The organism is Roseibium sp. (genome assembly GCF_050301095.1).
Lineage (GTDB): Bacteria > Pseudomonadota > Alphaproteobacteria > Rhizobiales > Stappiaceae > Roseibium.
On the sequence record NZ_JBNKYW010000173.1, the window covers coordinates 1 to 22468 of the forward strand.

Genomic DNA, 22468 nt, shown 5'->3' on the forward strand with positions numbered 1-22468 from the left:
ATCCGATCTACTATGCCGGCCCGGCCAAGACACCGGAAGGCATGCCGTCCGGCTCCTTCGGCCCGACCACAGCAGGACGGATGGATGCCTACGTCGACCAGTTCCAGGCAGCAGGCGGCTCCATGGTGATGCTGGCCAAAGGCAACCGCTCCGCCCAGGTGCGTCGGGCCTGCCAGGCCCACGGCGGCTTCTATCTCGGTTCCATCGGCGGCCCGGCCGCGCGTCTGGCCCAGGACTGCATCAAGAAGGTGGAAGTTGTCGAGTTCGAGGAGCTTGGCATGGAGGCCGTCTGGAAGATCGAAGTGGAAGATTTCCCGGCGTTCATCGTTGTCGACGACAAGGGGAACGACTTCTTCAAGGAATTGAACCTGGGTTGAGTTCCGTTCTTATCGAGACCCGAAGGCCCGCCGCGCAGGCGGGCTTTTTTTTGGGGTAAGATTGATTCGCTACCGTCCTCGAACTTCACTTCTTGAAAGAGAGCGAAACAACCGAAACCCCTTACGAGAACGCGAACGAACGCAACTCTTGCACGAAAAGCCTGTTGCTGCGCCGATTGGCGGCAAAATTCGTTGCATTTTGGGCACATTTGATCCACGTCAAACGAGTTCACCTCAACGTGAGATTCCTTGCCCTCCCTTTTTGGGCCATCATTGTTAACAGTGCGGCAAGGACATTTTCGTAACGTCACTTTCTGTCAATTGCACCTTTGGAGAGTGGGCCGGGTGCTGATGGGGGATTGGAATGAAGAAACTTTTATTCGTAGTGGTCGCTGTGATTGCGGGTGCGGTTGCGCTTTCGGCGCAGGCAAATCCGCGCCACGGCTTCTTCGACCGCAGCACGAACACCTGGTATACGCCGAAATATCACCCCGGCGGACCGTCGCCGATCAAGCGCAAGCGTGTCAAATATGACGGCCCCTACAAACCGGGCACGATCATTATCAACACGTCCGAGCGCCGTCTCTACTACGTCATGCCGGGTGGCAAGGCGATGAAATACGGTGTGGGTGTCGGCAAGGACGGCTTCCAGTGGGCCGGCAAACACCGCATTTCGCGCAAGGCCGAATGGCCGGGCTGGACGCCTCCGCCGCAGATGCGCGCCCGCGAACGGGCAAAGGGCCGGATCCTGCCCAACTACATGCCAGGCGGACCGAACAACCCGCTTGGCGCACGGGCCATGTACATCGGATCGACGCTTTACCGCATTCACGGAACGACCGAGCCCTGGACGATCGGCACCGCCGTATCTTCCGGCTGCATCCGACTGGCCAACGAAGACGTCATCGACCTTTACAAACGCGTCGATGTCGGCGCAACGGTGGTCGTCAAACGTTGACGCTAGACACAGAATGAAAAAGCCGGGTTCAAGCCCGGCTTTTTTTGTTTCCTAATACCCGCGTTCTGCATTGAATTGTCCGGAACGAGTCGGCCTGTGGACAGGGTTCTGCCAATTTCAGCGGTTCGGCACCTGGGAGTCGATCAGCTCCGCTGCCGCCTGTTTGGCCACGCCGGCCGGATCTGCATCGAAACCCATCTGCGCCGCGACGATCGCCCCTTCCTTCAAAATTATCAGTTGCCGTGACAGCAGTCCCGGGTCCTTCGCGCCTGCATCTTCTGCCAGTTTCAACAGTGACTGCTGCAAAAGACGTTTGTGTTCCACGGATTGGACATGTGCCGGATTTCCGGGATTCTGGAATTCCGCGCAGGCCTTGATGAACATGCAGCCCCTGAATTCCGGTTCTTCAAACCATTCCTTCAGGATATCGAATACCGCCAGAAGCTTGTCCTTCGGGCCGGCCACGACCTCGTCGAGCCTGCGAAAGAACCAGTTACGGAAAGTCTCGTCCCGGTAGCGCAGAACCGCGAGGATCAGGTCGTCCTTGGTGCGGAAGTGCTTGAACATGGTCGTCTTGGATATGCCGGTTTCGGCAACCAATGTGTCCATACCGGTTGCGTGAAATCCGTCCCGGTAAAATATCGCAAGCGCCTTGCGCACCAGTTCGTCTCGTTTACTCGGTCGCATTCAAAACCTTTCTGTACTGACCTGTAAATATAGAACTCCGATAACGGGTTCAAGTCCGCGCTCTCTCCGCAAATCGATCACAAAAAATTCAACCGGTTCGGGAAGGATTCCCCTCTTGCCTATCTGAACAGATTGGTACATATAAAATTAGTAACTGTACAGATCGGTACACTTTTCGTTTCCAAGGACCGGAGGATCAAATCGTGTTTTCCCTCAGACCGGCCTATCCCCGGAGCGCTTACGTCCTGGGTGCTATCGTTTCAGTGTTTCTCGTTCTCGTCGGTGCCTTTCAGCCGGCTGCGCCGGTTCCATCTTTCCCCGCGAAATCAGCCCAAGCCGATTCCGCTCAAACACTCGTCATGGAAATTGCCAGATGACTGACCAGCGCCCGCCGCTACCACCCTTCACAAAAGAGACCGCCCGGCAGAAAGTCCGCGCCGCGGAAGATGGCTGGAACAGCCAGGATCCGGGAAAAGTCGCCCTCGCCTATACGCCTGACACGCTTTGGCGCAACCGCTCCGATTTTCCGGTTGGCAGGGAGGAAGTGATCAAGTTCCTGACGCGAAAGTGGCAGCGCGAACTCGACTACCGCCTGATCAAAGAACTTTGGACCTTCGAGGCCCACAGGATCGCCGTGCGATTTGCCTATGAATGGCATGATCAGACCGGACAATGGTACCGGTCCTACGGCAACGAGAACTGGGAATTCGCCGCGAACGGGCTCATGCACCGCCGATTTGCAAGCATCAACGATCTCGCCATTGCCGAGAGCGACCGGAAGATGCACTGGCCGAAGGGACCACGCCCGGCGGATCATCCCGGCCTCAGCGAACTAGGACTTTAGCTAGGAAACACAGGGCGGCCGGTTTGTCTGACCGGTCGCCCTATTTTTTTCAAATATGTCCTGCCCGTCCCGACTTTCGTAAAGGCAGTTTTATCCTTCGGAAGTGAGCGCTACCTGTCGCGGCCAAGCCCCTTTTCCTCAAGTTCCTTCAGATAACCGCCCCAGTGCGTTTCCCGGTCGCGGCCAAGTTCCAAAAGGTAGGTCCAGGAAAAAATGCCGGAATTGTGCAGGTCGTCGAAATGAATGCGCACCGCGTAGTTGCCGACCGGATCGATCTGCAGGATCTCGACATGCCTTTTGCCCGGCACCGTTTGCTTCTGCGACGGCGCATGCCCCTTGACCTCGGCTGAGGGTGAACAGACACGCAGATATTCGGCGGACAGTTCATGCCGCTCGCCTGAATTGAAGGCAACTGTCAGCTGCTTCCTGTCCTTGGAAACGCGCAGTTCTGTCGGCCAGGGAGCGGTTGGGTCGGTCATGGTCTGATCCTTGAAAGTTTTGCCGAACGCGAGAGTGGCGCGGACGATAGCCTGCCCGCCCATTTCGTCAAGACGCGTTTTGTCCCGCCCGTCGCACTGCCTCGTACCCCTCCAATGCCGCCTTCCTGGCTCTTGCGTGATCGACCAAGGGCAGCGGATAGGATTCTCCGAGCCGTACGCCAGCTTTCGCCAGCACTTCTTCGGGCACGTTGAAGGGTGCAGACAGATAGCGCGTTTCCAGCCTGGCGAGTTCCGGCAGCCATTTCCGGATGTAAGTCCCGTCCGGATCGAACCTTTCCGCCTGCGCAACCGGATTAAATATGCGGAAGTAGGGCGCGGCATCCGCTCCGGATCCCGCCACCCATTGCCAACTTGCCGAATTGCTGGCGAGATCCGCATCCACCAGCGTGTCCCGGAACCAGGCTTCGCCGTGCCGCCAGTGAAGGCGCAGATGTTTGACAAGAAAACTTGCGGCAATCATGCGGACACGATTGTGCATGTATCCGGTCTGCCAGAGTTCCCGCATACCGGCATCCACCAAGGGGTATCCGGTCATCCCCTTTTGCCAGCGCTCCAGATCGGTTTTGCTCTCTCGCCAGGGATAGGCATCGAAGGCCGGGCGCCAATTTTCAGACGGCAGCTCCGGGAAGTGAAAAAGGAGGTGGTAGGAAAACTCCCGCCAGGCAACTTCGGACAGGAACTTCATGCCGTCGCCGTCCAGACTGTCGTATCTTGCCACATGGTTCTGTGTCGCATGCCACAATTGGCGCGGGGACACCTCGCCGAAATGAAGATGCGGCGACAGCCGCGAGACCTTGGGAAGGTCAGGCCGGTCGCGCAGGCTGCCATATCCTTCAAGCCCCTCTTCCAGGAAGATGCGCAGACGTTCCTTGGCGCCACCTTCACCGGGCCGCCACAGCTCTGCCCAGCCCTTTGCCCAGTTCGGAGCTTCTGGCAGAAGTTTCAGGTCCTCAAGCGGGCAGCCTTCAACGCCGTCTGCGATTTCCAGCCTTGCGGGTGCAGGCAGGGGGGCGGCCACGGGGCGTTGCCGGAGGGCCTTCCAGAAGGGGGAATAGACCTTGAACGGCCCTCCGGTCTTGGTCTCCAGTTCCCAGGGTTCAAACAGAAGGGAAGCCTTGAAGCTTTTGACCTCCAGTCCCTCCCCCTTCAACACCGCCTTCACGTCCGTGTCCCTCGCGATTGCTTGCGGTTCGTAAGCGCGGTTCCAGTAGACGGCATCCACTCCGCTGGCCCGCGCCACCTGCGGGATCATCTTTCTGGCGTTGCCGCGCAGGAACACAAGGCCCGGCAGCGCTTTCTTCAGGGCGGCAAGACTGTGATGAAGCCACCAGCGGCTTGCACCGCCGGGTGGATGGGTTTCCCCGCTTGCCGCGGCCTCTTCCAGCAGGAACACGGGAACAACCGTGCCCTGCTTCGCCGCTTCGTGGAGCGCCGGATTGTCGGCAAGGCGCAGATCCTGCCGGAACCAAACGAGTGTCTTCATGCCTGCCCTTTTGTCTCAACGCATTGTAGTTACGCGTCAGGTCCCCGGCCGGTTCAAAAAGGTCGTGAGGAAAATGTCCCTTCCGATCGTCGCCGAATGATCTCGCCGGTTTGAATTGACACCAGTAAACTCCAACGTTTACCAGTAGACGCAAACTGGATGATGCCTGTCCGGTTTTGATTGATAATGGCCCACTACGCGCCATATGATCAGGCAAGAAATCGAGGTTAAGGGAGAAACTTTCGTGACAGACGGCGAAATCGTTGTGCCAGCATCCGCAAAGTCCGATGCGTCATCGCCTGCTCGCCCGATGATCGACCCCTTCGGGCGCGCTGTATCCTATCTTCGCGTTTCCGTTACCGACCGCTGCGACTTCCGATGTGTCTACTGCATGGCGGAAGACATGACGTTTCTGCCGAAACGAGAAGTCCTGAGCCTGGAGGAGCTGGACCGATTGTGCACCGCCTTCATTGAAAAGGGCGTGCGCAAGCTCCGTCTGACCGGTGGCGAACCGCTGGTGCGCAAGAACATCATGAGCCTGATCCGCAGCCTCGGCCGTCATCTTGACAGTGGTGCGCTCGACGAACTGACCGTGACGACGAACGGCTCCCAACTATCAAGGTTTTCCGCAGAACTCTACGATTGCGGCGTACGCCGGATCAACGTCTCCATCGACACGCTGGACACGCAGAAATTCAAGGCCGTGACCCGTTGGGGAGACCTCGGCAAGGTCATGGACGGCATCAGAGCCGCCACCGAAGCCGGCCTGAAAATCAAGATCAACATGGTCGCACTCAAGGACGTCAACGAGCATGAAATCGTCTCCATGCTGAAATGGTGTCATGAGCAAGGTCATGACCTGACCCTGATCGAAACCATGCCGCTCGGGGAAATCGACGGCGACCGCACAGACCAGTATCTGCCGCTCTCAACCGTTCGCGAGCGTCTTTCAGAAGAGTTCACGCTCACCGACATTCCCTACAAGACCGGCGGTCCGGCCCGCTATGTCACGGTCGAGGAAACCGGCGGACGGCTCGGTTTCATTACGCCCATGACCCATAACTTCTGCGAAAGCTGCAACCGGGTCCGCGTAACCTGCACCGGTCAGCTTTATATGTGCCTGGGTCAGGACGACATGGCCGACCTGCGCGCGCCATTGCGGGCCTCTGAAGGAAACGAGCTGCTGAACGCCGCCATCGATGAAGCCATTGGCCGCAAGCCCAAAGGGCACGATTTCGTCATCGACCGCAAGACCCGCCAACCTGCCGTCTCCCGCCACATGAGCGTGACCGGCGGCTGAGGATCGTCATGTGACAGGATTACGGGTTTCCCTGTCGATTGCCTGAAATCTCAATGCTCGTTTCCGCTCTCACCGCGCGAGGAGATTAAAGGGATCGAAAGCGCGGCAACCAGGCTGGCACCGATGCCGAATCCCATGACCAGGATCATGCCCCACGGGGAACCGGCAAGCACGCTGTCGGCGTAGAGCCAGGCGACAAGCGACCCGGCGAAGGCCCCGGTTGCCACCTGGAAAGACGCCGTCAGGCCCGATGCCGCGCCGGTCAGCTCCGGACGCACGCTGACGGCACCTGACAGGGCGCTGGGAAGGCAGACGCCGTTACCCAGTCCCAGCAGGAGCATCGGCAGGAACAGGCTGAGCGGTGTCAGCGCGTCAAGAAGTGCAAATCCGGCAATCAGCGCGACAGCCAGGACACCGATCAGCGTACCGCCGAATATCATCGGATACATGCCGACCCGTTCAGTGAATTTTCCGGACAGGAAGTTGCCGACGATGTACCCCAGCGCGACGAACATGAAGTAGAAACCCATTTCGGCGGCACTCAGGGACAGAAGACCCGACGCGATGAACGGTGCGCCACCCAGATAGGCGAAATAAGTCAGCGCACTGAAGGCGGCGGTGAGCGCATAACTCCAGTAGAGCGGCTCCTTCATCAGCGTTGCATAGGACCGCAGGACCCGCCCCGACCCCGATCCCGACGGCGTTCGCACCTTATGGGTCTCCGGCAGAAAATAGATGCTTGCCCAGAGCACGCCGATGCCGAAGAGCAGCATCAGGAAAAAGCCGCCCTGCCAGCCGTAATAGCGGTCCAGCATGCCTCCGACGGCTGGGGCAATTGTCGGCATGACGGCCATGCCCATGGTGACGAATCCGATCATGCTGGCCGCTTGCTTGGGGCCGTAAAGGTCCCTGACGATCGCCCTTCCAAGAACCATGCCGGTGCAACCACCGGCGGCCTGAATGACCCGCGCTGCAATCAGGGCTTCGATTGTCTGCGATATAAGGCACAGAATGCTGCCCAGAACGAACAGGCACATGCCCAGGACAATTATCGGACGCCTCCCATGCCGGTCCGACAACGGTCCCCAGAACAGCTGGGAGACGGCAATCGAAATGAAAAAAGCAGACATGGAAAGCTGGATTTCTCCCGCAGTTGCCGAAAAGACAACCATCATTCCTGCCAGCGAAGGCAAATATATCTGCATGGACAAGGGATTGACTGTCGAAATCGCGATCAGAACCGCGATGGACGGCTTCTGCTCAGCGCCGTTGGCCAGTGTATCTCCGGAAGTCATGCTCGGCCGATAAACCTTTGTTTTTGTTCTGTAATGCCGAGAGTGCGGCGTAGAAGTTTCAAAGGTAGTGAAATAGCGTGATAGCGCCGTGAAAGTCGTCCTGCGGGATCGCATTCTTCCAGAGCTGCTTCTCACGGCTTTCGGCTGGCTCCGACCATACCCAATTCAACTGAATGGAAAACGGCACCGGCGCGTCAATACGCATCCGGTGCCGTTCCTGTATGGATAACAGTTCAGAAAACCCCGAACTTATTCGAACACGATCCTCGGCGCCGCCCTGCCCTCGGCGCCCGCATCCTGTTCAATGGCGGCATAGACCTTGGTGGCGATGTCCTTGTAGATCCCCGCAACCGCACCATCCGGATCGGACACGACAACAGGCGTTCCGGCATCCGAGGTTTCGCGGATCTTCATGGTGAGCGGAATTTCTCCCAGGAACGGCACAGCGAGACGTTCGGCCTCCGCCCGGGCTCCGCCGTGGCCGAATATGTCGTGGCGGCTGCCGCAATCGGGGCACAGGAAGTAACTCATGTTTTCCACGATGCCGAGAACCGGAACATCGACCCGCTTGAACATGTTCAACCCCTTGCGGGCATCGATCAGGGCAAGATCTTGCGGTGTGGAGACGATGACAGCACCGGCCAGCGGCACCTGCTGAGCCATGGTCAGTTGCGCATCGCCGGTTCTCGGCGGCATGTCCACGACCAGGACGTCGAGTTCCCCCCAAGCGACTTCGCGCAGCATTTGCGTCAGGGCGGAGATCACCATCGGCCCGCGCCAGATCATGGGGGTTTCCTCTTCCACCATGAAGCCCATCGACATGACCTTGATGCCGTAGCCTTCTAGCGGTTTCAGTATTCTGCCGGACACCGGCTCCGGTCGCCCGGAGACGTTGAACAGGCGCGGCACCGACGGCCCGTAGATGTCCGCGTCCAGAACACCGACCTTCAGACCGTTTGCGGCCATGGCCAGCGCCAGGTTCGCCGTGGTCGTCGACTTTCCGACACCGCCCTTGCCGCTGGCAACCGCAACAATATGCTTGATCCCCGGCACGCCGGGTTTCGCCGGAGCCTTTTCCTCGGTCACCGGTCGGGCCGGCCGCGGTGCCTGCGGCTGAGCCGCATTGCGAGCGTTGCCCGGCGCCCTTTCCGCCGTCAGGGCCACCATGGCGTTTTCCACACCGTCGACTTCCCGGACCACTTTCTCTGCCGCCTGACGCAGTGGCTCAAGCTCCTGCGCGCGCTCGGCCGGCACCGTGATGGAAAAGGCCACGCGCCCGTCGGAGACAAAGATATCCGAAACCAGTCCAAGCGAAACAATATCGCCTTCAAGATCCGGTCCCTTGATCTGCCTGAGTCGGTCCATGACGGCCGACTTGATGGTATCGCTCATTGATCAGTCCTGTTGCCTTCGCCGGCCACTTGCTGCCGGATGGAATAGTTGTCTGAAACCTAGTTCGCGTTGCCCGAAACACAAGCCGCCAAATTGCAGCACTCTTGTATCCAGGTTTCCGCCATACGCGCTACCTGCGGGAAATTCCTGGATAGCCTGCCACACTTCCAATTCCACCAGCCTTCGTATTTTTTTGAATGCGACAACACATCACTTATTTTCTGATGTATTCTCCATATTTTGCAACTTATGAACTTCGGTGTTTTTTCGGTGACAGTAGGAATTTTCCGGCGGTTTATTCAATTCATTTTGGCATTGGCCTGCCTGTCCTATGCAGGAAGTTCCGGTAGCAGTGCTGCGCCAAAGAACGTCTTGCGCCTCGTCGCCTCGGACTATCCGCCCTTTGAGATGGCCAGACCCGACGAGGGGCTGAGCGGCTTCGACTATGAGGTGGTGACGAAATCCTTCGAGATTACAGGTTACAGGACGCATATCCGCTTCATGCCCTGGAACCGGGCGATCGCCGAAGTCGAATCGGGAAAGGCCGCGGCGGTTCTTTCCTGTGCCTACCGGGCGCAGAGACAGGAGTTTGCGCTCTATTCCGACCAGATCAGCAGTTCTACAGACGGGGTTTTCTATCGCAAAGACCACATTGCGCCGGAAGTGACCACGATCACGGATCTCATCGGACGCAGCGTTGCAGCGGTTCAGGGGTATGCGACGCATTCCAGGCTTCAGGACATCGGCGCCAACCCAATCGGCGTGCCCGACGATGCCGCAGGCCTGAAGATGCTGGAAGTCGGACGGTTCGACTATTTCTTCAACGGGCGCCAGGCGACCGACTTCAGGATCCGGCAACTCGGAATGAGCGGTAAATTCGATTTTTCCGCAACCGAAGACAAACCGCTGTTCCTGTGCATTTCGAAGGCTTATCCCGAAGCAGAGCGGATCCTTGCGGATTTCAACCGGGGCCTTTCCATCCTAAAAGCGGACGGCACCTACGCGCTTATTCACGCCAAATATCAGTAGAACCATCCTTGCCCCTACCGGCCTTGCACCGGTCCGAAGGTTGAACAGGATGACCCGCCCGACCGACATGCCGGCGACCGCCGGTTTCCTTTGGAAATTTTGACAAAAGGAACGACCTCATGCCGACTTGCCTCATCACCGCGGTCAATCGCGGGATCGGCCTCGAACTGGCCCGCGCGTCGCTGAACCTTGGCTGGGAGGTTTACGGTTCTGTCCGCTCCGCTCAGGCAGCCGAAGAAGCGGCTCAAGAACTGGGGCCGGACCTTCAAACGCTGCTCTTTGACGTGACGGATCACACCTCTGTTTCCCAGGCTGCGTCCCGATTGACACCTGGCCTTGATTTGCTGATCAACAACGCGGGCATTATCGGTCCCGAGCGGCAGTCTCCGCTCGACATGGATTTCGAAGGGTTCGCCGAAACACTGACCGTCAACACACTCGCCCCGTTGGCCGTGTCACAGGCCTTCCTGCCGCACCTCAGAAAATCCGGCACGGGCAGGATCCTGACCATCTCAAGCCAGATGTCCTGGATGGGTTACAGGAAAGCCGACAAGCTCGCCTACCGGGCGTCAAAAGCTGCCGTCAACAAGGTCATGCAGGGCCTTGCGAGCGAACTCGAACCGGAGGGCATTCCCGTCGCGCTGATCGATCCGGGCTGGGTGCGGACGGATATGGGCGGCCCCGAGGGGGAAAATTCTGCTGAAGATGTCGCAAAGGGTGTTCTTTCCCTCGCCCAGACACTGACAATCGACCAGACCGGCTGCTTCTTCAAATGGACCGGGGAAGAACGCCCCTTTTAACCATTCCTGGCCTGTCCCGGTCACGTGTTGACCGGGCTTTCGCCGGAACCGGCCTGTCTTCCGGAGATCCTTACCAGAACCGGAAAACCGATCGGCCGGAGTTATTCTACCGGCTGCCCGGATTCGAATGAGATCGCTGGCTGAATACGTTGCCAATCACGAATGGCGTTGTTTCCTCAAGTTGTTTGCCAACCGGTTTCCACGCCATCGGGTCAAACCGGCGGGCTCGAATCCTTCGACAGACGAACTGCGGGTTAACACAAGGTTGGATTGCCTGCTCGCACGTCGTCCTGAATCGCCTTTTCCACACAAAGATCTTCCCACGTAGTTTTGCACAGCTTTCTTGGTTAATAAAAAAGGCCTGGAAGCAGAGTTTACCTGCCATGGAAGCAACACTCCGGTAACAGTGCGGGCAATTCTTTCAATTTGCTCTCAATTTTAAACAATTGTGAGGATTTGAGGCGCAGGCTGGGTTCATCGGCACAAGGATGGACTCGTCATGGAACTTTACCGCGCCTGTTATCGAAGCAAAATCAGATGGGACAAGCTCCGTCTGCCCCTGCCCGACGAGATCGACAAGACCCTGCTGCGGATTCGCCGCATCAACCGCAAGGCCGGTGTGACGGGAGCGCTTCTCCTTGTCGACCAGCACATCATTCAGGTACTGGAGGGCCGTCCGGGACAGGTGCTCGACACGGTTTACTGCGTCATGAACGATCCCCGCCTTCATGCCCTTGAAGGCATCATTCATGAACCCGTCGATTTCAGACTGTTTCCGAATTCGCTGATGTTCTTCCGCGACCTGACGGACGGCGTCGCCGCGTCCCGCCATGAAGTCCTGCGCCCGCTTCTCGATCATCCGGGCGAAGTGACCCGCGACGAGGCTTACCTTGCGTTTGGCCATTTTGCCCAGGAACTGGAAGAAGGCCGGATCACAAACGACATGCTGATGATCTGACCCGCATCGGGGTTCATCGTCCACGAAGGGGCGTTCATGACGCGCCCCTCGTAAAAAATACTTAAAGTGTGGCATTCGTGTCCTAGTCACAATACAGGCTATTTCTATAGTGTGCCCCTTTTTCAAGGGGCGCGCATATGTCGGCCGGACGACCCACCATTCAATCCATGTCTGCAGGCTTGCTCGCGGCCATCGTCGGCTTCGCAAGTTCCTTTGCCATCGTCCTTCAGGGCCTGAACGCGACCGGCGCGAACGCTGCGGAAGCAACCAGCGGTCTGATGGCCCTTTCGATTTCCATGGGCCTTTGCGCGATCGTTGCCTCCCTGCGTACGAAAATGCCTGTCAGCATTGCCTGGTCGACTCCCGGTGCTGCCCTCCTTGCATCTGCCGGACCGGTTGACGGCGGATTTGGTGCAGCCGTCGGGGCCTTTGTCATCTGCGCCATCCTGATCATTCTGGCAGGGCTCATCCGACCTTTCGGCAAGGCCGTCGCTGCCATTCCGGCACCGCTGGCAAATGCAATGCTTGCAGGTGTTTTGTTCGGCCTTTGCCTGGCACCGGTCAAGGCTGTTGCGGAGTTGCCGGTCAGCGCCCTGATCGTGATCGGCACATGGGCCCTGGCGTTCCGTTTTCTAAGGCTCTATGCGGTACCGCTTGCCATGGCGGCGACCTTTGCAATCGCCCTTTATGTCAGCGGCCCGGTCGACCTTTCCAGCGCGGAGCTGATCAGCAAACCCGTCCTTATCAAACCGGAATTCTCCATCGAAGCCCTGGTCAGCATCGCGCTGCCGCTCTTCATCGTGACAATGGCATCGCAGAACATACCCGGAATCGCGGTCATGCGGGCCTACGGGTATGATCCGCACAGCGGCCCGCTGTTTACACTGTCCGGTGTCTTCAGTCTTTTCTCTGCCCCTTTCGGCGGACATGCGGTCAATTTGGCAGCCATTACGGCGGCCATGTGTGCGGGAGAAGACGCCCACAAGGATCCGAGACAACGGTACTGGGCCGCGGTTACGGCCGGCGTCATCTATGTCCTCTTCGGTCTGTTCACCGGTCTTGTCATGGCTCTCGTCGCCGTAACCCCCTCCATCCTGATCGAGGCGGTCGCCGGCCTCGCCCTTCTGGGCGCCTTGGCATTTTCCATAGGGGAAGCGACCAAGTCGGCGGACACGCGTGACAGTGCCATCATCACTTTCGCCGTGACGGCATCCGGAGTGAGCTTCTTCGGCGTGTCGGGGGCGTTCTGGGGTTTACTTGCCGGCGGCGCCTTCATGGCCCTGACGAGGATCGCAAGGACAAGCTGAAGGCTCCGTCGGTAACGTCTTCTTTTGTCGCGGTTTTAATACCTTGCCGACAGCCCGGCGCCTCCCCTACTCTTGGGGCAACGCACAATTGGAGTCTCCCGGCTGTGACAGGCCCCTATCTTCTGAAACCGGATCCCCAGGACCCCAGACTTTCGGCGCCGGTAACCGGCATCGACCAGAATGGCGAAACCGTTGAAACCAGGGTCGTAACCGAAAAGCCCCTGACGCTTTATCTGAATTCGCAGGAGGTGGTCACCATGATGACCATCGGTGATCATCCCGATCTTCTGGCCGTCGGCTATCTGAAGAACCAGAACATGCTGGCCGAAGACGACATCATCACCGGGATAGAATATGATGACGATCTTGAGGTCGTGGTGGTCCGCACGGAGCGGGAAACCAATTTCGAGGAAAAGCTGAAAAAGAAGGTGCGCACTTCCGGCTGTGCCCAGGGAACCGTCTTCGGCGACGTCATGGAGGGGTTCGAGACTGTTTCCCTTTCGTCGGATGCCCGCCTAAAAACCTCCTGGCTTTACGATCTTACCAAGGCCATCAACACCACGCCCTCGCTCTATCTGGAAGCCGGCGCCATCCACGGCTGTGTGCTGTGCCAGGAAAACCGGCCGCTGGTCTACATGGAAGATGTCGGCCGGCACAATGCGGTCGACAAGATCGCCGGCTGGATGCTGCTGAACGGTGTTTCCGCGCAGGACAAGATCTTCTATACAACCGGCCGTCTCACCTCCGAAATGGTGATCAAGACGGTGATGATGGGTATTCCCATCCTGGTGTCGCGTTCCGGTTTCACGGCCTGGGGCGTCGAACTGGCCCGCAAGGCGGGGCTGACACTCGTCGGGCGCGCAAGAGGAAAGCGGTTTATTGCCCTTTCCGGTCAGGACAGGATCGAATACGACATGGATCCGGACACGGCCGACGATGAGCCGGAACGGGCACGACGCAAAGGGAGCGTAGCTGCGGAATGAATGCGGACAGCGCATTGCTGGCCAACGACCGGGTTCTCGGATGCGTGCTTGCCGGCGGACAATCCAGGCGCATGGGTGGTGGCGACAAAAGCCTGATGGATCTCGGTGGCAAGACGATGCTGGACATGATCCTCACCCGACTGAAACACCAACTTCCGGACATCATCCTGAATGCCAACGGCGATCCCGGCCGCTTTCAGGCCTTTGGCCTGCCGGTGGTCGCCGATCCGGTCGGTCAGTATGCAGGCCCCCTCGCCGGTATTCTGGCGGGACTGACGTTTGCTGCAGAAACCCGCCCTAATGTAAGCCATGTCGTTTCCGTTGCCGGTGACACGCCCTTCTTTCCGGAAACGCTTGTGGAACGCCTGTGCGCCTCCGTTCCTGCCGACAGACCGGTGATCTCGCTCGCCTCCTCTGCAGACAAGCTCCATCCCGTCTTCGGACTTTGGCCGGTTGCCCTTCGGCGGGATCTGCGGAAGTGGCTGGAAACAGGCAAGAGCGGTAAAGTGCTTGCCTTTGTCGACCGCCACGACAGTGTGGAAGTGTCTTTCGACATCGATCCTCAGACTGGTCTCGATCCCTTCTTCAACGCCAACAAGCCGGAAGACCTGACCAGGGTCCGCGAAGTATTGAGCCAAAGCCCCCTATGACAGACACCCCTGTATTCGGTATTACCGGCTGGAAAAACTCCGGCAAGACCCAGCTCGTGACCAGCCTCGTGCGGGAATTCACCGCGCGTGGACTGAAGGTCTCGACGGTCAAGCACGCCCACCACAATTTCGACATCGACAAACCGGGCGCGGACAGCTATCGCCACCGAGAGGCCGGTGCCAGCGAAGTTGCACTGGTTTCCGGACGTCGATGGGCGCTGATGCATGAACTGCGTGAAGAAGACGAGCCGCCGCTCAACGCCATCCTCAACCGGCTCGCCCCCTGCGATCTTATCCTGATTGAAGGGTACAAACGCGAGAACCACCCGAAAATAGAGGCACGACGCGTGGAATCCGCCGATCGCGGACCGTTGGCGTCTGCCGACCCGAACATCCTGGCAATTGCGACCGACCACAGTCTTCCGGATGAACGCCTGCCGGTCTTCGATCTGGATGATGTTGCGGCCATGGCGGATTTCATCGAACACCATCTGAACCTGAAGAGAACGAGCGCATGACGGGCAAACAGCTTCTCGACGACTGTTTCCTGCACGACAAGGACAGGCTGCGCCATCGTGACGCCCTGGCGCTGCTCAAGGAACGCCTGTCTTCGATTGCCGAAAAGGAAACGGTCGCCCTGGAAGAGGCCGGCGAGCGCATCCTGGCCGAAGACATTACGGCTCCGCGTAATGTGCCCCTTGCCGATAACTCCGCCGTCGACGGCTACGCCTTCCGCCAGGAAGACTACGATGATGCTGGTGGTTTCTTCCGCCTGCAGCAGCGCGTTGCAGCCGGACATGCGAGCGGACTTGAGCTGGCTCCTCTGGCGGCTGCACGCATTTTCACCGGAGCGGTGATGCCCCCGGGGGCCGACACGGTCGCGATGCAGGAGGATTGCGAGTCGCACAGCCAGGACGGCAAGGACTTCGTAATCGTACCGCAAGGCCTGAAAAAAGGCGCCAATTGCCGGAAAGCCGGCGAGGACGTTGCCGAAGGAGAAAAGATCCTGGAGGCGGGGCAACGGCTGAGGCCTCAGGACCTTGCCGCGGTAGCTTCCACCGGCAAGGGAACGGTCGAGGTCTTCCGAAAGCTCAAGGTCGCGCTCGTCTCGACCGGCGACGAATTGCGCCGCCCAGGTGGTCCGATTGATGTCGGCGATGTTTATGATTCCAACCATTTCCTGCTTCGGGCGCTTTGCGGCACGTTGCCCGTCGACATCGAGGACCTGGGCGTTCTCAAGGATGAAGCGGCGCAGGTCGAATCCACAATCAAGGCGGCGGCCGGTCGCTTCGATGTGATCCTGACCACCGGCGGTGCCAGCCGGGGCGAAGAGGATCATGTCCTGCAAGCCCTCGACGCGCTCGGCAAGCGTCACATGTGGCAGCTCGCAATCAAGCCCGGCCGGCCGATGATGTTCGGCAGCATCGAGAAATGCGTCTTTCTCGGACTTCCCGGAAATCCGGTAGCCGCGATGGTTTGTTTCCTACTTTACGCAAGACCGGTCATAAGCGTGCTGGCTGGCGGACCTTTTCTGGAACCTCAAAGGTTTGACGTTCCCGCGGCATTTGACGTTGAAAAGAAAAAACCGGACCGGCGCGAATTCTACCGCGGTTTCTTGAGGGCAGACGATGCCGGCAGGATGAACGCGCATAAATTCATGCGCGACGGCTCCGGCCTGATCACGGGTCTGCGGGAAGCTGACGGGCTCATCGAAATTCCGGAAGACGTGACCTCGATCCGCAAGGGCGATCCGGTCCGCTTCCTGCCCTTTTCCGGATTCGGAATTCGTTAGCCCGGGACGAACCCGGGCCAACGGTGTTTGATCGTCAAAGGGCGTAGGGCCATGCGGCCGGGACGAACCGGTAGCCGTCCGCGGCCCTGACGACACGTCCCATGCCGGGGAACGGAATATGCGCTCCGGCGAAGAGCACCTTGTCGCTGGCTGCCTGATCGAGGAACTTCTTCCTGGTTTCAATTGCCTGCGCTGAATCGATGTCGAATCCGATCCCCCAGTCCGGCTTTTCGAACTGATAGACGGCCAGATGCACGATGTCGGCCGCGATGATCAGCGTCTCGCCATTGCTGTCGAAGACATATCCATTATGGCCCGGCGTGTGCCCCGGCAGGGCCATGGAGTGGATGCCCGGCAGAATTTCCTTGTCACCGGAAAACAGTGTCTGGCTGCTCTTGTAGGCATCAGCCGCGCGGCGCGCGCCCAGGAAGAACGGCTTGAACTGTTCGGGGGCTCCGTTCATGGCAGCGTCGTCGTACCAGAACGCCTTGTCGACTTCCGGCAGGATGAGTTCCGCATTGGCGAACACAGGCTTGCCTTCACCGTCGATGACACCGAAGAGATGATCAGGATGCATGTGTGTGATCAACACGGCATCGACCTGATCCGGCGTGACCCCGGCGGCGGCCAGAGCGGTCGGAAGCCGGCCCATGGTCGGTCCAAGGGCATCGGAGGTTCCGGCATCGACCAGGATCAGCCGGTCGCCGGTGTTGACCAGATAGGCGTTGACCGGAACGCGGACGGCATCGCTTTCCACGAAGGCCTGATCGCGCATCCGCTGGCCTTCGTCCGCGTCGTAACCGATCACCAGCTCGGGCGTGATGTCGAGATAGCCGTCCAGAAGCGCGGTCACCTCGAATTCGCCGACCTTGTAGCGCAGGGCTCCGGCCGTCGGCGCACCCGCCTTGGGTGCAGAGGCATGCGCCGGAGTGGTGAGCAAGGTAACGCCTCCGGCGGCAGCGACAGCACCTGCGCCCGCCGCGGCACCCAGCAGGGATCGCCGTGATACAGAAAGTTCGGATTTGGTCATGAGAGGTCTCCCGGCTTGACCATGAAGAATAATTCGTGACCCGGTTCGACTGCAATCTGCCGGGCTGCTCAATAAGTGCTTCATTCAATTTGTTTTTAAAGACTTGCAAATCTTATATTACTCATAAGCGAGTGTTATAAAAAAACTTCAGAATTTTCTCGCAACAAGTGTACGAAGGGCCTTATGGACAAACTCAGTGCTCTGTCGGGCTTCGTCCAGTCAGTAAAGCTCGGCAGTTTTTCGGCCGCCGCAAAACACCTCGGCGTCTCTCAACCGGCCATCAGCCAGCAGGTCCGCGGTCTCGAAGAGGAACTCGGAATTCGGCTGCTGAACCGGACCACGCGCCAGCTCAAGCTGACCGAGGCCGGAGAGCGTTACTACAGTTACGCCAATGACATTCTGGAGCGGATTACCGAAGCTGACAGGTCGGTCCAAAGCGAGGACGCCCAGATGTCCGGCCCGCTCTCGATCGGCCTCCCGCTCGGGTTTGCGGAATCGGTTCTTTCGGATTTTCTGGTGCGTTTCAAACAGGAGCACCCCCATATCCTGCTGGATGTGTCGCTGTCCGATCAATTCGTCGACGTGATCCAGGAGCGGCTGGACGTCGCCATCCGCATGGGAGAAATCAAGGATGACCGGCTGATTGTCCGCAAACTTGGCCTGGCGCAGCGGTGCCTCGTCGCGTCACCGGACTATCTGGACAAGCGCGGGCGGCCGAACCATCCCTCGGACTTGCCGCACCACGACTACCTGCTTTACCGGAACATCTCGACAGGAGACGAGGTTCCCTTCATCAGCAGCGCCGGTGAAAAGCTGTCTGTGAAGATCAAGCCCACGATGATCGTCAACAACACGGCAACCCTTCGCCGGGCAGCTCTCGCCGGGCTCGGCATCACCATGTCGAACCGCTGGCTGATCGATCCCTATCTGAAGGCAGGACAGCTGGAGCTGATTCTGCCGGAGTGGCACTATCCGCCCCACCCCGTTCACGCCGTCTATCCGTCAAACCGCTTCATTCCCCTGAAGGTCAAGCGTTTCGTCGACAGCCTTCACGCCTTCTTCCAGGAGAACGGTGCGTTTTACGTCGGCTTCAAGGCGGCCGCCGAATAGGCTTCCGAGAGGCTTCAGATTTCCTCGGCTGCCACGATCCAGGTTTCCTTGAGTGCATCTGCCTCCCAGGCCTGCCAGGCCGGCGTTGACTTGACTGCCTCGCAATAGCGGGCGGCGGCCGGGCTGGCGGAAAGCCTGTAGGTCAGGAACCGGCTTACGACCGGCGCGAACATGGCGTCGGCGATGGTGAAATCACCAAAAAGGAAAGGACCGCCGGATGCTTCAAGGCATTCGGTCCAGATCCGGACGATCCTTGCCACGTCCTTCTTGACGTCGTCACCGACAATCAACTCCTCCACCGGACGGCGCATGTTCATGGGGCATGCGCTGCGCAGAGCGAAGAAGCCGGAATGCATTTCCGCGGAAATAGCCCGCGCCCACGCTCTTTCCCGCAGATCGGACGGCCAGAGCCCCTTTTCGGGATGAACATCGGCGAGGTATTCCAGGATCGCAAGGCTGTCCCAGACCGTCAGGTCGCCGTGTTTCAGAACCGGCACCTTCATGGTCGGAGAGAAATCCGCGAAATCGGGATTGCCGTTTTCGAAGTCGAAGGGCACCAGATGCTCGTTGAACGGGATGTCCTTCTGCCTCAGGGCAATCCACGGCCGGAAGGACCAGGACGAGTAGTTCTTGTTGCCGATGTATAGGTCAAACGCGGTCATCAGGCGCTCCAGTATGATAGCTATGCGGTTCGATCAGAATTGAACGGCTGCCGCCTCCATCCCCTTCCTAGGACGTCCGGCGCGGCGCCACAAATTCAAGTCCTTCATGCCATTCATGAATTTCTTTGATTTCCGACCGTCCTGACGATTGCTCTCCCGTACGAATCCCGTGTGGGAACTGGTCCGTCACCATTGCGCGGCAGTACCCGGGTCTCCCCCGGATTGGCGAACGGGATCATGGCGGAATATTATTCCGCACCCTGTCGATGCTTTCCGCTTCGGCACACCCCCATAGATTGTATAAAACGCCGCAATGCACTGTGTTTTTTTCGCAGTCCTGCTTGAAATTTGAAACGAAGTGTATGGAATAGAGCCTTCGGGCAAAAAGGCGGGACGAACCCACCTGCGCCGCGAAGAAGATAATAGGGGAAACAATATGCGTGTATTGCGTATGGCTGCGGCCGCTGTTGCAGTTCTGGCTGCTGTGGGTGGCGCTGAGGCGAAAGACTGGTCCAAGGTTCGCATCGGCACCGAAGGGGCTTATCCTCCGTTCAACTCGCTGACCTCCGACGGTCAGCTCGTCGGTTTCGACATCGACATTGCAAACGCCATTTGCGAGGAAATGAAGGTCGAGTGCGAATTCGTCGTTCAGGACTGGGACGGCATGATCCCGGCACTTCAGGCTGGCAAGTTCGACGCCGTGATCGCATCCATGTCGATCACCGAAGAGCGCAAGCAGAAGGTCGATTTCACCAACAAGTATTATAACACGCCTCCGGCAATTGCCGTTCCGAAGGACTCCAAGATTGCCGGCGTAAGCGACGCCGACCTCAATGGTGTCGCGCTCGGCGCGCAGTCCTCGACAACCCACTCGAACTATGCCGAAGAAAAGCTGCCGTCGGCAGACCTGAAGCTTTATCCGACGCCGGATGAGTACAAGCTCGACGTCGCGAACGGGCGTATCGACGCGGTGATCGACGATGTAGTGGTGCTGTCCGACTGGCTGGCGACCGACGACGGCGCCTGCTGCAAGATCCTCGGCACCCTCACCCCTGATCCGGTCATCAACGGTGAAGGCGCAGGCATCGCCATCCGCAAGGAAGACGGCGACCTGAAGGAGATGCTTAACAAGGCCATCGAAGGCATTCTGGCGAACGGCAAGTACAAGGAAATCAACGACAAGTACTTCACGTTCGACGTTTACGGCGGCTAACAGAACCTGCCGAACAAAGAACCGGCGTGGCGCGTAAGAGCGCCACACCCTGCTGAAGGGGCAAACCCGCAGCGCTGCCGGAGGGGCGGCCAAAACAAGAACAACAACGACAAACAGAAAGAAGCGCCGGCTTATGAACGAAGCTTTGACGCTACTCTCCTTCGGGGACCAGGGCTGGGGCGATCAAATCGCCAGAGGTGTGTTGATCACGGTAACCGTGGCACTGGCCACCTTGCCATTCGGGCTGATACTCGGCTTCCTGATCGCGCTTGCGAAGAACTCTTCCGAACCAAGCCTGAAACTGGCTGCAAATATCTACACCACCATCTTTCGGGGACTGCCGGAACTTCTGACGCTTTTCCTGGTCTATTTCGGGGTCCAGATCGCCATTCAGCAAGGCCTGAAACTCATCGGGTTCGATGCGCAAGTCGAAGTCAATTCCTTTGTCGCCGGCATGGTCGCGCTGGCCTTCGTCTTTTCTTCCTATGCGTCGGAAGCTTTCCTTTCGGCGTTCAAGGGAATTCCGTACGGCCAGTATGAAGGCGGACATGCTCTCGGGCTCAGCCGCTACCAAACCATGACGCTCGTCATCCTGCCGCAACTCATCCGGCTTGCCCTGCCCGCTCTTGGCAATCTCTGGCTGATCCTTCTCAAGGACACGGCTCTGGTTTCCGTAATCGGCCTGCCAGATCTGCTTCGCGAAGCCGGCATAGCCGCGCGCGTGACCAAGGAACCGTTTCTGTTCTACGGCATTGCATGCCTGATCTATCTTGTGCTCGCGATGATCTCCTCCACGGGCCTGGCTCGTATTGAACGCTGGTCCAAACGGGGAGACACTGCGCGATGATTGCCGCCAATCCTGAAACCGGCCTGAAACCGCCTGCTGCCGGCAAACGTCCGTGGACTGCCGCGAAGATTACCGGTCACATTCTGATGGTTCTCTGGGCCATCTCCGGTTTTTATCTGCTCTATTACCTTTTCGCCAATGCCGAGCAACCGCTGCTGAAACAGCTGCTTCCCTATCTCAGCGGTGACTGGGCGCAATACGTCGAAAACCGTCTGTCCACGTTCGAGAACGAGAGTTTTCTCGGTCGTTACGCCGACAAGTATCTGGACGGCTTTCTGATTACACTTCAGATTGTCGGTTTTTCGCTGCTCTTCGGCGCGCTTCTTTCCGTGCCTCTGGCAATCGCGCGCGGCTCAAAAAGGAAGATCTTTTCGGTTCCGGCCTACGCCTTTGTCTACTTCTTCCGAGGAACCCCGCTGCTGGCACAGACCTTCCTGATCTACTACGGGGTTGGTTCCTTCAGTTCAGAGTTGAAAACCGTCGGCCTCTGGTGGTTTTTCCGGGATGCATATTACTGCGTCATTTTCGCATTTGCGCTGAACACCTCGGCCTATCAGGCAGAAATCCTGCGCGGCGCCGTTCTGAACGTCTCGCGGGGCCAGTGGGAAGGCGCAGCAGCGCTCGGCCTCTCGAAGCCGGTCACCTTCTTCAAGGTAATTCTGCCGCAAGCCCTGATGGTAGCCCTTCGGCCCTATGGCAACGAGATCATTCTGATGATCAAGGGCTCTGCAATCGCGGCCATCGTGACGATCTATGACCTGATGGGGGAAACCCGGAGAGCCTATTCGCGCTCTTACGATTTCCAGGCCTACATCTGGGCAGCCGTCTTCTATCTCGTCACAGTGGAAACCCTGCGCCGGATCTGGGACAGGATCGAGAAGCGTCTGACACGGCACCTCATTCGCTGAAGGGCAACAAAACGAGACCGGCGGGCATTCAAGCGCAACCGTTTGATTGACCGCCGCCGCCCAACAAAAAGGCCCGTCGCCCGCAACCCACGACTTCAGTGCGCGGCATCTGCTCCAGTTTTTCCGCACGATCAAACCGGTCTGTTTTCAATTGATAAAACGCGCATTGGGCGCTAACCCGTGAGTCCATTCATTCTCGGAGAGCTTCATGCCAAAGACCCCGCACAACGCCCCCGGCCTTCATATCGACAGCCTTCTGGCCCATGGCGGCGGCGGTCATGATCCGGCGACCGGGGCCGTGTCTCCGCCCATTCAGACGGCGACGACATTCGTGCGCGACGAG

General features: G+C 58.7%; 24 protein-coding genes. 16 read left to right on the top strand and 8 right to left on the bottom strand.

Going from position 1 to position 22468, the window contains the following annotated elements; genetic code table 11:
* On the top strand, positions 1-377 hold a 377-nt coding region (locus ACQY7U_RS16210), incomplete at its 5' end, for a fumarate hydratase C-terminal domain-containing protein (protein ID WP_428646374.1).
* A gap of 364 nt (positions 378-741) precedes the next feature.
* Complete coding sequence (locus tag ACQY7U_RS16215) at positions 742-1335, top strand: L,D-transpeptidase (RefSeq protein WP_428646377.1); 594 nt, start codon at positions 742-744, stop codon at positions 1333-1335.
* A gap of 117 nt (positions 1336-1452) precedes the next feature.
* Here the strand turns inward: ACQY7U_RS16215 and ACQY7U_RS16220 are convergent, their stop codons facing one another.
* Positions 1453-2022: a TetR/AcrR family transcriptional regulator gene (locus ACQY7U_RS16220; RefSeq protein ID WP_428646380.1), complete on the bottom strand. Its 570-nt coding sequence runs from the start codon at positions 2020-2022 to the stop codon at positions 1453-1455.
* Positions 2023-2395: 373 nt separating this feature from the next.
* Here ACQY7U_RS16220 and ACQY7U_RS16225 point away from each other — a divergent pair, with 373 nt between their 5' ends.
* Positions 2396-2866 carry a DUF1348 family protein gene (locus ACQY7U_RS16225; RefSeq protein WP_428646382.1) on the top strand — a complete coding sequence of 157 codons (471 nt, stop codon included), beginning with the start codon at positions 2396-2398 and terminating at the stop codon, positions 2864-2866.
* Positions 2867-2976: 110 nt separating this feature from the next.
* Here ACQY7U_RS16225 and ACQY7U_RS16230 read toward each other — a convergent pair whose 3' ends face one another.
* On the bottom strand, positions 2977-3345 hold the full coding sequence (locus ACQY7U_RS16230; protein ID WP_428646385.1) for a gamma-butyrobetaine hydroxylase-like domain-containing protein: 369 nt from the start codon (positions 3343-3345) through the stop codon (positions 2977-2979).
* 67 nt (positions 3346-3412) lie between these two features.
* The gene (locus tag ACQY7U_RS16235; RefSeq protein WP_428646388.1) at positions 3413-4849 is read right to left on the bottom strand and encodes a cryptochrome/photolyase family protein; all 1437 of its coding nucleotides are present in this window, start codon (positions 4847-4849) and stop codon (positions 3413-3415) included.
* Between the two features lie 310 nt (positions 4850-5159).
* On the opposite strand from ACQY7U_RS16235, the gene moaA reads away from it, so the two are divergent.
* The gene (gene moaA / locus ACQY7U_RS16240; protein ID WP_428646435.1) at positions 5160-6149 is read left to right on the top strand and encodes a GTP 3',8-cyclase MoaA; all 990 of its coding nucleotides are present in this window, start codon (positions 5160-5162) and stop codon (positions 6147-6149) included.
* Positions 6150-6199: 50 nt separating this feature from the next.
* Here the strand turns inward: moaA and ACQY7U_RS16245 are convergent, their stop codons facing one another.
* From ACQY7U_RS16245 to ACQY7U_RS16255, 3 genes are read right to left on the bottom strand one after another with little or no spacing between them, the layout of a single operon-like run.
* Positions 6200-7444 (bottom strand): multidrug effflux MFS transporter, encoded by a 1245-nt coding sequence (locus ACQY7U_RS16245; protein ID WP_428646391.1) that lies wholly within the window; start codon positions 7442-7444, stop codon positions 6200-6202.
* A gap of 58 nt (positions 7445-7502) precedes the next feature.
* Positions 7503-7649, bottom strand: coding sequence for a hypothetical protein (locus tag ACQY7U_RS16250; protein ID WP_428646393.1), 147 nt, complete (start codon positions 7647-7649; stop codon positions 7503-7505).
* Between the two features lie 44 nt (positions 7650-7693).
* Positions 7694-8836 carry an Mrp/NBP35 family ATP-binding protein gene (locus tag ACQY7U_RS16255; protein WP_428646396.1) on the bottom strand — a complete coding sequence of 381 codons (1143 nt, stop codon included), beginning with the start codon at positions 8834-8836 and terminating at the stop codon, positions 7694-7696.
* Positions 8837-9208: 372 nt separating this feature from the next.
* Between ACQY7U_RS16255 and ACQY7U_RS16260 the strand changes: the two genes are divergently transcribed.
* The 8 genes from ACQY7U_RS16260 to ACQY7U_RS16295 all read left to right on the top strand — a co-directional run bounded on the left by ACQY7U_RS16260 (position 9209) and on the right by ACQY7U_RS16295 (position 16355).
* Entirely contained in the window at positions 9209-9865 is a 657-nt protein-coding gene (locus ACQY7U_RS16260; protein WP_428646399.1) for a transporter substrate-binding domain-containing protein, read from the top strand.
* Positions 9866-9984: 119 nt separating this feature from the next.
* Complete coding sequence (locus ACQY7U_RS16265) at positions 9985-10665, top strand: SDR family NAD(P)-dependent oxidoreductase (protein ID WP_428646401.1); 681 nt, start codon at positions 9985-9987, stop codon at positions 10663-10665.
* A 499-nt stretch (positions 10666-11164) separates the two neighbouring features.
* On the top strand, positions 11165-11623 hold the full coding sequence (locus ACQY7U_RS16270) for a BLUF domain-containing protein (protein ID WP_428646404.1): 459 nt from the start codon (positions 11165-11167) through the stop codon (positions 11621-11623).
* A 167-nt stretch (positions 11624-11790) separates the two neighbouring features.
* Positions 11791-12930: a benzoate/H(+) symporter BenE family transporter gene (locus ACQY7U_RS16275; protein WP_428646407.1), complete on the top strand. Its 1140-nt coding sequence runs from the start codon at positions 11791-11793 to the stop codon at positions 12928-12930.
* Positions 12931-13034: 104 nt separating this feature from the next.
* Positions 13035-13913: a formate dehydrogenase accessory sulfurtransferase FdhD gene (fdhD, locus tag ACQY7U_RS16280; RefSeq protein WP_428646410.1), complete on the top strand. Its 879-nt coding sequence runs from the start codon at positions 13035-13037 to the stop codon at positions 13911-13913.
* Positions 13910-14563: a molybdenum cofactor guanylyltransferase MobA gene (gene mobA / locus ACQY7U_RS16285; RefSeq protein WP_428646412.1), complete on the top strand. Its 654-nt coding sequence runs from the start codon at positions 13910-13912 to the stop codon at positions 14561-14563. The genes fdhD and mobA overlap by 4 nt, the downstream gene beginning before the upstream one ends.
* The gene (gene mobB / locus ACQY7U_RS16290) at positions 14560-15081 is read left to right on the top strand and encodes a molybdopterin-guanine dinucleotide biosynthesis protein B (protein WP_428646414.1); all 522 of its coding nucleotides are present in this window, start codon (positions 14560-14562) and stop codon (positions 15079-15081) included. The genes mobA and mobB overlap by 4 nt, the downstream gene beginning before the upstream one ends.
* Positions 15078-16355, top strand: a complete 1278-nt coding sequence (locus ACQY7U_RS16295; protein WP_428646417.1) for a molybdopterin molybdotransferase MoeA — start codon at positions 15078-15080, stop codon at positions 16353-16355. The genes mobB and ACQY7U_RS16295 overlap by 4 nt, the downstream gene beginning before the upstream one ends.
* 34 nt (positions 16356-16389) lie before the next feature.
* On the opposite strand, the gene ACQY7U_RS16300 is transcribed toward ACQY7U_RS16295, so the two are convergent.
* Positions 16390-17385 carry an MBL fold metallo-hydrolase gene (locus tag ACQY7U_RS16300; RefSeq protein ID WP_428646420.1) on the bottom strand — a complete coding sequence of 332 codons (996 nt, stop codon included), beginning with the start codon at positions 17383-17385 and terminating at the stop codon, positions 16390-16392.
* A 183-nt stretch (positions 17386-17568) separates the two neighbouring features.
* On the opposite strand from ACQY7U_RS16300, the gene ACQY7U_RS16305 reads away from it, so the two are divergent.
* Complete coding sequence (locus ACQY7U_RS16305; RefSeq protein ID WP_428646422.1) at positions 17569-18495, top strand: LysR family transcriptional regulator; 927 nt, start codon at positions 17569-17571, stop codon at positions 18493-18495.
* A 14-nt stretch (positions 18496-18509) separates the two neighbouring features.
* On the opposite strand, the gene ACQY7U_RS16310 is transcribed toward ACQY7U_RS16305, so the two are convergent.
* Positions 18510-19157: a glutathione S-transferase family protein gene (locus tag ACQY7U_RS16310; protein WP_428646425.1), complete on the bottom strand. Its 648-nt coding sequence runs from the start codon at positions 19155-19157 to the stop codon at positions 18510-18512.
* Between the two features lie 436 nt (positions 19158-19593).
* On the opposite strand from ACQY7U_RS16310, the gene ACQY7U_RS16315 reads away from it, so the two are divergent.
* The 3 genes from ACQY7U_RS16315 (at position 19594) to ACQY7U_RS16325 (ending at position 22125) form a co-directional block, all read left to right on the top strand.
* Entirely contained in the window at positions 19594-20370 is a 777-nt protein-coding gene (locus ACQY7U_RS16315; RefSeq protein ID WP_428646428.1) for an ABC transporter substrate-binding protein, read from the top strand.
* A 133-nt stretch (positions 20371-20503) separates the two neighbouring features.
* Positions 20504-21217 carry an ABC transporter permease gene (locus tag ACQY7U_RS16320; protein ID WP_428646430.1) on the top strand — a complete coding sequence of 238 codons (714 nt, stop codon included), beginning with the start codon at positions 20504-20506 and terminating at the stop codon, positions 21215-21217.
* The gene (locus ACQY7U_RS16325; RefSeq protein WP_428646433.1) at positions 21214-22125 is read left to right on the top strand and encodes an ABC transporter permease; all 912 of its coding nucleotides are present in this window, start codon (positions 21214-21216) and stop codon (positions 22123-22125) included. The genes ACQY7U_RS16320 and ACQY7U_RS16325 overlap by 4 nt, the downstream gene beginning before the upstream one ends.
* The last annotated feature ends 343 nt before the right edge of the window (positions 22126-22468 follow it).

Excerpts from the sequence above, each read along its gene's own strand:
- ACQY7U_RS16245 (WP_428646391.1), bottom strand. The coding sequence starts at position 7,444 with ATGACTTCCGGAGATACACTGGCCAACGGCGCTGAGCAGAAGCCGTCC.
- ACQY7U_RS16320 (WP_428646430.1), top strand. The coding sequence starts at position 20,504 with ATGAACGAAGCTTTGACGCTACTCTCCTTCGGGGACCAGGGCTGGGGC.
- mobA (WP_428646412.1), top strand. The coding sequence starts at position 13,910 with ATGAATGCGGACAGCGCATTGCTGGCCAACGACCGGGTTCTCGGATGC.
- ACQY7U_RS16225 (WP_428646382.1), top strand. The coding sequence starts at position 2,396 with ATGACTGACCAGCGCCCGCCGCTACCACCCTTCACAAAAGAGACCGCC.
- mobB (WP_428646414.1), top strand. The coding sequence starts at position 14,560 with ATGACAGACACCCCTGTATTCGGTATTACCGGCTGGAAAAACTCCGGC.
- ACQY7U_RS16255 (WP_428646396.1), bottom strand. The coding sequence starts at position 8,836 with ATGAGCGATACCATCAAGTCGGCCGTCATGGACCGACTCAGGCAGATC.
- ACQY7U_RS16270 (WP_428646404.1), top strand. The coding sequence starts at position 11,165 with ATGGAACTTTACCGCGCCTGTTATCGAAGCAAAATCAGATGGGACAAG.
- ACQY7U_RS16310 (WP_428646425.1), bottom strand. The coding sequence starts at position 19,157 with ATGACCGCGTTTGACCTATACATCGGCAACAAGAACTACTCGTCCTGG.
- ACQY7U_RS16305 (WP_428646422.1), top strand. The coding sequence starts at position 17,569 with ATGGACAAACTCAGTGCTCTGTCGGGCTTCGTCCAGTCAGTAAAGCTC.
- ACQY7U_RS16300 (WP_428646420.1), bottom strand. The coding sequence starts at position 17,385 with ATGACCAAATCCGAACTTTCTGTATCACGGCGATCCCTGCTGGGTGCC.
- ACQY7U_RS16250 (WP_428646393.1), bottom strand. The coding sequence starts at position 7,649 with ATGCGTATTGACGCGCCGGTGCCGTTTTCCATTCAGTTGAATTGGGTA.
- ACQY7U_RS16220 (WP_428646380.1), bottom strand. The coding sequence starts at position 2,022 with ATGCGACCGAGTAAACGAGACGAACTGGTGCGCAAGGCGCTTGCGATA.
- ACQY7U_RS16215 (WP_428646377.1), top strand. The coding sequence starts at position 742 with ATGAAGAAACTTTTATTCGTAGTGGTCGCTGTGATTGCGGGTGCGGTT.
- ACQY7U_RS16265 (WP_428646401.1), top strand. The coding sequence starts at position 9,985 with ATGCCGACTTGCCTCATCACCGCGGTCAATCGCGGGATCGGCCTCGAA.
- moaA (WP_428646435.1), top strand. The coding sequence starts at position 5,160 with ATGATCGACCCCTTCGGGCGCGCTGTATCCTATCTTCGCGTTTCCGTT.
- ACQY7U_RS16295 (WP_428646417.1), top strand. The coding sequence starts at position 15,078 with ATGACGGGCAAACAGCTTCTCGACGACTGTTTCCTGCACGACAAGGAC.
- ACQY7U_RS16275 (WP_428646407.1), top strand. The coding sequence starts at position 11,791 with ATGTCTGCAGGCTTGCTCGCGGCCATCGTCGGCTTCGCAAGTTCCTTT.
- ACQY7U_RS16315 (WP_428646428.1), top strand. The coding sequence starts at position 19,594 with ATGCGTGTATTGCGTATGGCTGCGGCCGCTGTTGCAGTTCTGGCTGCT.
- ACQY7U_RS16325 (WP_428646433.1), top strand. The coding sequence starts at position 21,214 with ATGATTGCCGCCAATCCTGAAACCGGCCTGAAACCGCCTGCTGCCGGC.
- ACQY7U_RS16235 (WP_428646388.1), bottom strand. The coding sequence starts at position 4,849 with ATGAAGACACTCGTTTGGTTCCGGCAGGATCTGCGCCTTGCCGACAAT.
- ACQY7U_RS16230 (WP_428646385.1), bottom strand. The coding sequence starts at position 3,345 with ATGACCGACCCAACCGCTCCCTGGCCGACAGAACTGCGCGTTTCCAAG.